The organism is Bacillus sp. A01H, assembly GCF_045277205.1.
GTDB lineage: Bacteria > Bacillota > Bacilli > Bacillales > Bacillaceae_G > Bacillus_A > Bacillus_A paranthracis.
Map to the genome: position 1 here is coordinate 1,681,227 of NZ_CP117702.1, position 9,966 is coordinate 1,691,192.

Annotated in this window: 10 protein-coding genes; all 10 read left to right on the forward strand. The window is 31.1% G+C overall.

Features of this window, described 5'->3' with window-relative positions; genetic code table 11:
- The first annotated feature begins 119 nt into the window (after window positions 1-119).
- On the forward strand, window positions 120-260 hold the full coding sequence (locus PSR14_RS08995; protein ID WP_001228048.1) for an FbpB family small basic protein: 141 nt from the start codon (window positions 120-122) through the stop codon (window positions 258-260).
- Window positions 261-588: 328 nt separating this feature from the next.
- Window positions 589-1,782, forward strand: coding sequence for an acyltransferase (locus PSR14_RS09000; protein WP_000376427.1), 1,194 nt, complete (start codon window positions 589-591; stop codon window positions 1,780-1,782).
- Window positions 1,783-2,526, forward strand: a complete 744-nt coding sequence (locus PSR14_RS09005) for a YveK family protein (protein WP_000806898.1) — start codon at window positions 1,783-1,785, stop codon at window positions 2,524-2,526. It begins immediately after the preceding gene.
- Entirely contained in the window at window positions 2,513-3,133 is a 621-nt protein-coding gene (locus tag PSR14_RS09010; RefSeq protein WP_002163715.1) for a CpsD/CapB family tyrosine-protein kinase, read from the forward strand. Before PSR14_RS09005 ends, PSR14_RS09010 begins: the two co-directional genes overlap by 14 nt.
- 18 nt (window positions 3,134-3,151) lie before the next feature.
- A complete protein-coding gene (locus PSR14_RS09015; RefSeq protein ID WP_000617630.1) occupies window positions 3,152-3,790 on the forward strand; it encodes a sugar transferase in 639 nt (212 codons plus the stop codon).
- Window positions 3,791-3,832: 42 nt separating this feature from the next.
- Window positions 3,833-5,269, forward strand: a complete 1,437-nt coding sequence (locus tag PSR14_RS09020) for an oligosaccharide flippase family protein (RefSeq protein ID WP_113732811.1) — start codon at window positions 3,833-3,835, stop codon at window positions 5,267-5,269.
- A 3-nt stretch (window positions 5,270-5,272) separates the two neighbouring features.
- Window positions 5,273-6,487, forward strand: a complete 1,215-nt coding sequence (locus tag PSR14_RS09025) for an O-antigen ligase (protein WP_000429864.1) — start codon at window positions 5,273-5,275, stop codon at window positions 6,485-6,487.
- A complete protein-coding gene (locus PSR14_RS09030) occupies window positions 6,462-7,262 on the forward strand; it encodes a glycosyltransferase family 2 protein (RefSeq protein WP_000237692.1) in 801 nt (266 codons plus the stop codon). The genes PSR14_RS09025 and PSR14_RS09030 overlap by 26 nt, the downstream gene beginning before the upstream one ends.
- Window positions 7,259-8,311 (forward strand): glycosyltransferase family 4 protein, encoded by a 1,053-nt coding sequence (locus PSR14_RS09035; RefSeq protein ID WP_001023713.1) that lies wholly within the window; start codon window positions 7,259-7,261, stop codon window positions 8,309-8,311. Before PSR14_RS09030 ends, PSR14_RS09035 begins: the two co-directional genes overlap by 4 nt.
- A gap of 92 nt (window positions 8,312-8,403) precedes the next feature.
- On the forward strand, window positions 8,404-9,951 hold the full coding sequence (locus PSR14_RS09040; protein ID WP_000006048.1) for a hypothetical protein: 1,548 nt from the start codon (window positions 8,404-8,406) through the stop codon (window positions 9,949-9,951).
- The last annotated feature ends 15 nt before the right edge of the window (window positions 9,952-9,966 follow it).

A 9,966-nucleotide genomic window follows, 5' to 3' on the forward strand; every position in this document is an offset into this window, starting at 1 on the left:
AAAATAAACGGAATTTTCATATGAAGTTCAAATGGAATTCACAACAATCAATTATTATAAGAACAACCAGATAATTCTTTATCTTTTATATAAATCATCCCCCAAGGAGGACAATGAAAATGAGAAAAAAAGTGAGAAAATCTTTTAAACAATTATTAATTGAAAATAAACAATCACTATTAAATAATAAAGAAAATATGAAAGAAATTGAGGAACGAATTGAGAAACGACATGTAGCATATAGTGGTGCTAGTAATTAAATAAAATAAAAAAGATAGCCTATAAAGGCTATCTTTTTTATTTTATATTGGAAAAAATGCTATTCCTATCTTTAATCTTGTAAATATACAAGATATTTTTATAGTGCTTTTCTAGCAATCTTTTTCATTTTTCGAGGTTGAAATTGGTATATACCAATTAAAGGGATTAACTATTCATAATATTACAAAAAATGTTACAATACATTAAAAATTACGCTATAAATCATTTTAATATGAAAAATTGGAATGAAAAGAAAGGAGAGGAATATGAATAATGGTGTCGCTTTGAAATGATTATTATCATTTCATTAGGAGTTGATATAAAGCGATGGATAGGTATGAAGAACTGGATTCAATTAGAGGGATTTCTTCATTAGTAGTAATGATTGGCCATCATTTAATGATTTTTTCAGTATTTCAAAATTACAGTTATGAAGATAATAAACCATTTGTTATGTATCTATTAAAAGAAACACCTGCTCGTCTTGTTTTTAGTAGTGGTAACGAATCTGTTATTATCTTTTTTGTTTTGAGTGGATTTGTTTTGTATGAATCTATTCAAAAAAATTATGATAGCTATAGGTCATTCCTTGTAAAGCGTATATGCAGAATTTATATTCCATATATCGTAGCGATACTTATAGCTATTTTATGCCAAACTACAATGAGTGAATATGGAATTTCTCATTTAAGTGAATGGTTTAATCGCTCATGGACGATTGAAAGTTCTTTAAGCCTAATCGTGCAGCATATATTATTGGTTGGGAAATATAATACAGATGCATATAACGGCGTAATTTGGTCACTTGTTCATGAAATGCGAATATCAATCATTTTCCCGTTAGTTTTGATGGTTTGTTTAAGAAAAACGTTGAGGGATTCGTTATTGACATTGTTTAGTTTTAGTATATGCTCTGTTGCGATATTATTTTTATTTCGCTCGAGTTTAACATTAACAAGCTATATGTTAACACCACATTACACGGTGCTATTTTTACTAGGAGCACTAGTTGCGAAGTATAAAAATAATGTAATAATTTTTTATAGTAATCGTACTAAAAATGAGAAAATTGCATGGTTTTTATTAGCGATTTTACTTTATATGTATGAAGGGCTTATCGGAGAAATTAAAGTGCTCAATAATTTTATATTGCGAGACTACGTAGTAGCGATAAGTGCATGTTTATTTGTCATATTAAGTCTATCAGTATCAACTTTGTCATCGTTGTTGCGTAATAAATACTTGTTATATTTGGGGAAGATTTCTTACAGTCTTTATTTATACCATATCATATCGTTATTTTCCCTTATATACATGCTTCATGAAATATTGCCGTTGCCTATTATTTTAATTTTTTCACTCGTTTTTTCGTTTATACTTGCGATGCTTTCGTATATATTTGTAGAAAAATTTGCATTCAGAGTCGGAAAGTATGTAACAAAGCAAGCGAATAGAAAGAAGAAAGGGTTATCTGTAAAGAATGATGTTCAGAATATGAATCAGACAAAGGCGGTGAAATAATTGAAGCAAGAAATTAGTATGAAGGATTTTCAACAGTTATTGAAAAGAAGGATAGTAACAATTATTTTGACGATGTGCTGTTTAACTGTTTCTCTAATTCTTATCTCTATGTACGTATTAAAGCCTTCATATCAATATTCAACACAAATTCTCGTTGGGAATTTAGATGAGTTTAATAAGGAAAATTCAACAAATAAAACACAGGAAAATAAGCAACTGGTAACATCTTATGTTGATATATTAAAAAGTCCACTCATTATTTCAACAGTGAAAAAAACTTTGAAATTAGAGCAATCAAGTCATGAACTAGCACAAAAAATTTCAGTGGTGAATATGGACAACTCACAAATTGTTACTGTTACAGTAAAAGATTCGGATCCTATAATCGTAAAAGAAATTGTAAAGTCATTGGCAGAACAATCTCAAAAAAGCTTTCAACAGTATACGAATGTGCAGGGGGTAAAAATATTAACTGATCCTGAGTTACAGGAAAAAGCTGAAAAGTTGTTTCCGAAAATTCAACTTATCATTCCTATCTCTTTAATTGTTAGTTTTTTTGTTGGGATAGGTTTAGCCGTATTTCGAGATTATTTTGATGAACGTATATACGTGGAACAGGATTTAGAGAAGATAACAACAGTTCCTGTAATTGGTCACATAAATATGGAACCGAAAAGAAAAAAGGAATCTACAGAAGTTGATCCGCAATCAGCTATATATCGAGGTGAACATGTCGATGTTTAAAACAAAGAAACAGCTTCTATTTAATCCGCATGATGCTCTAATGAAAGAGCAGTTTTATACTGTATATCACGAGTTGAAAAAAACAGGAAAACAAGTATTCACAGTTATTTCAACGAAGGATAGAGGCGTTGTTGCTCAGCTTATAGTAAATATAGGGCTAGTGTTTGCAGAAATGAAAAAAAAGGTGTTACTTATCGATGTGAATTTTTCTGATCCTAAACTACATCTACTATTACAAAGTAATCATACGAAAACAGTGAATGATATAATAAGCGATTTCACCTGTAGTTATGAATCTTTTTCTAGTAATTTATCTAAATACTTATATTGTATTCCTGCCAAAAAAACAGTACACACCGGAACGACTTTAGTTTCTATGGATGAATTTGATCGTGCAATTGCGAAGTGGAGAGAAGATTTTGATTATATTCTCTTGTATTCTTCTGAAGTATTTGAGCTTCCTGTTACGCACATTAGTGCAGGGAAATGCGATGGAGTGATCTTAGCAGTCAAAAAGCGAAAAGATTCCCTACGTACCGTGCAAAAAGCAATAACTGATATAAAAAAGAAAGAATGTGAATTAATGGGTATAGTTTTATATTCTTGAATGTGGGGGTAACGAACTATGATTCGTGAAACAAATCAAGCCAAGTTGTATGCGATTCCGGCCCAAGAAAAGACCAGTATTTTGAATCGAAGTATAAAGCGCTTGTTTGATATTACATTTTCACTCATATTGTTACTAGTAACGCTACCAATTATGTTGTTCTTTTGTATTATGATTGCTTTCGAAACAGCAGGAGCTCCAATCTATTTTCAAGAACGTTTAGGTATTAATGGGAAGAAATTTAATGTATTTAAATTAAGGTCGATGGTAAAAGAGGCTGAAATAAATGGACCACAATGGGCAGATGAAAATGATTCAAGAATTACTAAAGTTGGATCATTTATAAGAAAAACGAGAATTGATGAGTTACCGCAACTTTTAAATATTTTAAAAGGTGATATGTCTTTTGTGGGACCTAGACCAGAGAGAGAGTATTTTTATAAACAATTTGATACGTATATTCCAGAATTCAAAGACCGCTTAATCGTGAAACCAGGGTTAACAGGATGGGCACAAATAAATGGAGGGTATAATCTTGATGCAAAAGAAAAATTGAAGTTGGACATAGAGTATATTGAAATGAAAACGATCAGGATGGATATTCGTATTTTATGTAAAACTGTTTTAATTGTATTGAACGGTAATGGTGCAAGATAAATATATGTAAGTAGGCTAGGTTGCTTGCAAAGGAGAGCAGGTATGGGTAAATCTATTTTAAATAATATTATCCATCTATTTTATAGCACGATTTTAGCTAATCTTTTTCAGGCTGTAAGTTTAATTGCTTTAGCAAATTTTTTTAATGCACAACATTATGGAATGTTTAGTGTTGCCATAGCAGTGACGTTTGTTATGTTATTTTTCACAGATTTAGGACTTACTAACACGTTTCTTCGAGAAGGGGCAAAAGATGGAGTAGACTTAGGGAAGATTTTAACGTCGTATATAAAAATAAGGATGATCCTACTTATTTTTATTTCTATAATCGGTTATATTGCTATTCATTATATGTATGCGGATAGAAATGTAATTTACATGATGATAAACGTAATGTTTTTCATGTTAATAGGATTAACTTTCCAAAATATAGGGAGTGCCTACTTTCAGTTGATGGAACGAATGAAGTATATAGCACTTATTAAAGTTGTATCAGCGTCAGTTGTTATCATCATTACATGTTTTTGTATTTTCGGAGAGTTACCGGTGTATGTAACAGCTCGTTTATATGCTTTTGGGTATATGATCGGTGGTTTGTTCAGCATATATATCATGAGAAAAAAGACGAAAATGAATATGAAAGTCGTAATCCATAAAGCATTATTTTGGCAATTAACATCTTTTATTATTAGCGGTTTTTTAATAATGAGCACCCCGCAATTAGCGCCTATCTTACTTAACTATACATTGCCACTAAGTATGGTCGGTGTTTTTGCAGTGGCGTACCGGATGCCAGCAGCTTTATATCAAGTGCCAGGGGTAATTGCAGGTGCGTTTTACCCAGTGCTTTTTAAGCATTATAATCAAAAAAATTTAGAAGAGCATACGAAATTAAACTTACTTCAAATAAAATCAATGGCGATTGTGGGAGTCTGTATGACAATCGGTTTATATCATTTAGCACCATACTTTATTTCTATATTTTTTTATGAGGAATGGAGCAATGCAGTAGAGCCACTCCAAATATTATCCTTTCTCATTGTGCTACAAAGTTTAAATATTGCTATAGCTGACGGCTTAACAACGAGTGGACGTCAAAATAAAAGAACGGTTGTGCAATGTATAGCATTAGTGATAGGTGGGATTATGCTTTATAGTTTTAGTAGTATTGGTGGAGTGATAGGAGCGGCTTATGCTATGGTTTTATTTGAAATTGTAGCTTTAGTTGGGTATATAGCAGTAAGTGTAGTGAGGAAGAAAATTGTATTCCAAATTGTCATACCTTATACAATTTATTTTGGCGTAACTTTTATTGGGGTGCAATATATGTTGCATACATATCATTTCATTGCGCTCGTTCTGAATACGTTAATCGTAGTAGTTGGTATATTCCTATATGATTATGAGCTGAAAAAACTTCTTTTTTCGTTTATAACAAAAACACGCAAAAAGGATTATATTACGAAACAGGGGATATAGCATATGGAAAATAATATGAAAATGTCGATGAAATGGATTATGCTTCTAATATTATTTGTCATGTTAAGTAAATACAATATATATATTGGATTTTCGTTGAAGATCTATATGATTTTTTTAGTCATATATTTTTGTTTAACAATTAAAAACTTCCATATCCAAAAGCTATATTTTCATGAAGTTGTATTTTTACTATTTTATTTCATCTATTGTTTGAGTGGAATTCTTTCTATATATTTACATGCTAGCATTCGTATGATTTTTGGTGTGTTACTTGTTTTAGGTTGTTATTTTATAATGAGAAATTTATTAGGAAATATTGAAATAGCAACACTTGAATCATCTATTTTTTATGTAGGATTTATATTTAATATTGTAAGCTTAATACTTTATATAGTTGGTTTACAGCACTTTGGGTTATACGGTGGAGAAGAAAGAGAAATTTTTGCCGGACTATTAGTTGATAGAGGATATCCAAGATTAATTGGTTTGCTAGATGATCCTAACATTTTTATTTTTTATAATACAATATTTTTTATGTATTATATGACAAATTTACATAATATGACGAACATTTTAGGATTGATTTTATGTGTTACGACAAGTTTATTAACTTTTTCAAGGGGAGGAATATTAGCGCTTGTGCTTGTCATTTTTGTATATGTATGTACTTCTAGTTTTGCAAAAAAAATAAAAATAATGATGAGTTTACTATTGTTTGGTGTAGTGATCTTTAGTTTATCTAATAGTGTAATGGGTGGCCAATTGGATGACATATTGAATAAACGAATTTCTGATTTTTCGCATGATAATGGAAGTGGCAGATTTACATTATGGGAAGCAGCTTTTAAATATTATTTATCTAATCCATATATCGGAATCGGTGCGTTTAATTTTTCGAATTATTATGAATTTCAATTTAATGAAAAATTATATGTGCACAATACATTTTTAGAAATTTTATCTGAATCGGGTACAATTGGTTTTCTTTTATATAGCGCTTTTTTATTTGTATTAATGTTCAAGTTAACGCAGTATACTTTGTTTCGTGAAAAACCGTATCTTTTCTTGACTATGGTTGCATTTTTATTTCAGATGATGTCATTGTCACTCATTATTAACGAAGCGTTCTTTTTATTTTTAGCAATTGTTGTGAAGTACATTTCAATATATGAAGGAAGGGGAAAGATAGATGGTAAAATGTCTATCAGCACATAATAAGGCGCCTCATGTTTCTGTAATAACACCTTCTTATAATAGTATACGATTTATAGGTGAGACGATTGTATCTGTACAAAATCAATCATATGAAAATTGGGAGATGATTATCGTTGATGACGCTTCAACTGACGAATCTGTTACAAAAATTAAAGAGATAATAGAAGGAGACTCGCGTATTAGGTTAGTATCATTAAAAGAAAATATTGGTGCTGCTAAGGCTCGGAATATAGCAATTCAAGAGGCGAGAGGAAGGTATATTGCCTTTTTAGATAGTGATGATATATGGTTACCGCATAAATTGAAGACACAATTGTTATTTATGGAAGAAATGAGTGTGGCCTTTTCATATGCATCGTATAGTTTAATCGATGAAAACGGTAATGGACTAAATCGAGAAGTGAATGTACCGAAATCTGTTGACTATCATTGTTTGGCAGGAAATACAATTATCGGATGTTTAACAGTAATAATTGATCGTGAAAAAATTCCGCATATTGAAATGCCTAGTGTACAGCCGGAAGATACGGCGTTATGGCTGAAATTATTACATGAAGGGCATGAAGCGAAAGGGATACAGCAAGTATTAGCGAAGTATCGAATTGTAGCAAATTCGGTTTCCAGAAATAAAATTAAAGCAGCTTTTCGGTATTGGAAATTATTAAGAGACCAAAAATGTCTTAATGCAGTGCAAATCTTTTACTATTTTAGTAAGTATGCTTATCATGCCTATAGAAAAAATAAAATCAATGTAGTTGGGAAGACGCAATTATGAATATACTTTTGATGACAGATAAATTGATAACAGGCGGAGCTGAAAGTTATTTCTGTAAATTGGAAAGTAATTTGCGTTATGAGGATTTTAAGGTTTATACAGCTGCAGGTGATGGAGAGCTATATGAATCTCTTACTAGAAAAGAAAATTTTATGTTACTTAGCCGATGGAATCATTTGATAAATATTTATTACTTACGAAACGAAATTTGTAAACGAAAGATAGAACTTATTCATGCCAATAGTTTACGAATGGTATTATATGCTTTTCTACTTCAAAAGTTTATGAAAAAAAAGATGAAAATTGTGTATACGAAGCATAATGTAACGATATTAGAGAAGAAAATGCCAACTCTTTTTCGTTATTTTATGAATAAATATGTGAACAATATTATTACAGTAAGTGAGTTTGAAAAAAATAACTTACTTTCAATGCATGTAGCTGAAGAGAAAGTAAAGACAATTTATAACGGTGTGGATATAGAAAAGTTTTTATTCCAGCAGAAAAAGAAAGAATCTATTTATAAAATAGGGATATTAGCTAGACTATCCAAGGAGAAAAACCATCAACTATTTGTAAAAATTGCAAATGTGTTGAAAAAAAGAGATGATTTTTTGTTTTATATTGCTGGTGATGGGCCAGAAAAAGAATCTATTATGAACGAAATAGAAAAGTATGGATTGCAACAAAGGGTAACAATGTTAGGGAATATTTCAGATCCGCATAGGTTTATAGGAAATATGGATGCCTTACTTTTATTATCTTTTCGTGAAGTGTTTCCAATGGTAGTAATTGAAGCAATGGCTACAGGGACACCAATTGTTTCAATAGATGTTGGCGGAATAAATGAAGCGGTAATAAATGGAGAATCAGGTGTTTTGATACATGAATATTGTGAATCTGAATTTGCAAGTGCACTTGAGGAACTACAGGGGAATGAAGAAAAGGTGAATGATATTAGACTGAAAGCAAGAGAGAAAGCAGAGAGGTATTTCTCGTTAACTAAAATGATAGAAGAAACGAAAGGTATATATGAATTAAACAAATGACCGTACAGGTCGTTTGTTTTTTTTATTATAGAAACTTTTAAGAGAAAACTCACATATTATATGAAAAAGGTAATATGAGGAGTGAATTTATTTTGTCAGAATATATTTCTTCCCAAGAAGATTGTGCACCAGAAAATAGCGTTCATATTGATTGTTTTGGAGCAGTACCGAACTCAGGAAATGATAGCTCATTAGCAATTCAGCAAGCTATAAATTATTGTGTAGCGAATCGAATTTCGACGGTTAGAATTACAGGGGTAAATACGTATAAAATTGTAAAGCCAATTATTATTAAATCAAACGTAAGATTAGAGTTAGATCCTACTGTAACGCTACAAATCGATGGAGATTTTAATGTGTTTGAACTGCAACAAAATGCATCTATAACAGGTGGTACAGTTCAAGTCATAAATCCGGTGTTTCAATCTGCTGTTATTTATGTTTCCGGTTCACAACAAATAGAAGTTCCTAATCACTCTCTTATATCAAATATAAATATAATAAATGCAACGTCGTCATATAAAGGTAAGGCTATACACTTTTATTGTCAAAAAGCATGGGATTATATTAGTTTCTTTCAAGTTAACTTTATTCAAATTAAAAACTTTCAAACTGCAATACATTTAAAGACAGAATATATAGATGATATCAATACACCTTGCTGGATTAACGCAAATGTATTTCAATCTATATTTATTGATGGATGTCAGTATGGGATAGAAGTTGATGGAAACAGTGATTTACCAAATGAAAGTTCAGGAAATACGTTTCATGATATTCAAGTGCAATGTAGACAGCAAACGAAAAAAGTAATTCGTTGTACCGGCGCCTATAATACATTTGATTGTATGATTTGGGATACGTACCGGATGAGTAGTGAACAGATTGTCATTGAATTTTCTTCTAATTCGCATCGTAACTACCTTTTTTCAAATTTACTTTCTACAACTATTGTAGATAAAGGGCAATACAATGTTTGTAAGTCTACCTATGAAGAATCTCTTCGAATTCAGTTACCGATTACGTTAAATAAACCACATTTAATAGGGAATCAAGATGATATTTTAGTAAACGCTCAGCAGAAGTATACTGTTAAGCAAGTAAGTGGGAAATTACCGTACGGGGGGAATCTCGCAAATTGTTTTAATTTAATAGATGAACAAAGTGTAAACTATATTGATGTTCCAGATAGTAATCCAGTTGTGATTGAACTAGATTTCACGAAAAATCCAATCAAAATGTTAAATTGTTTTGGAATGTATTTTGGGTGGGGAGAGAGCCCGAAGAAAATTAAAGTTGAATATGCATTAAGTGCAACTGGAAATTGGGTTGTTGCGTCGGATGTTCCATTAAATGTAGGCGATACAATTATATCGAATATGAAGGCGAATCAGTTATATAAAGTTAGAATTACATTAAGTGGTTATTCTCAAGATCATAAGCGTTTTCGGATTAATCGTATGTTTGCAAGATCGTCGATGGAAAATGGGAATGCTTGGTTAGCGACAACTGGCGGAAGAATGTTTGGAGATATTGAAATAGAGGCAAGTAAAGGTATAATTATGAAGACGGCTAGTGGAGTGAAATGGAAAGTTACTATGAATGAAGCTGGCCAACTTATTACGACTAAAATAACTTGAGACGATGCCTAAGTG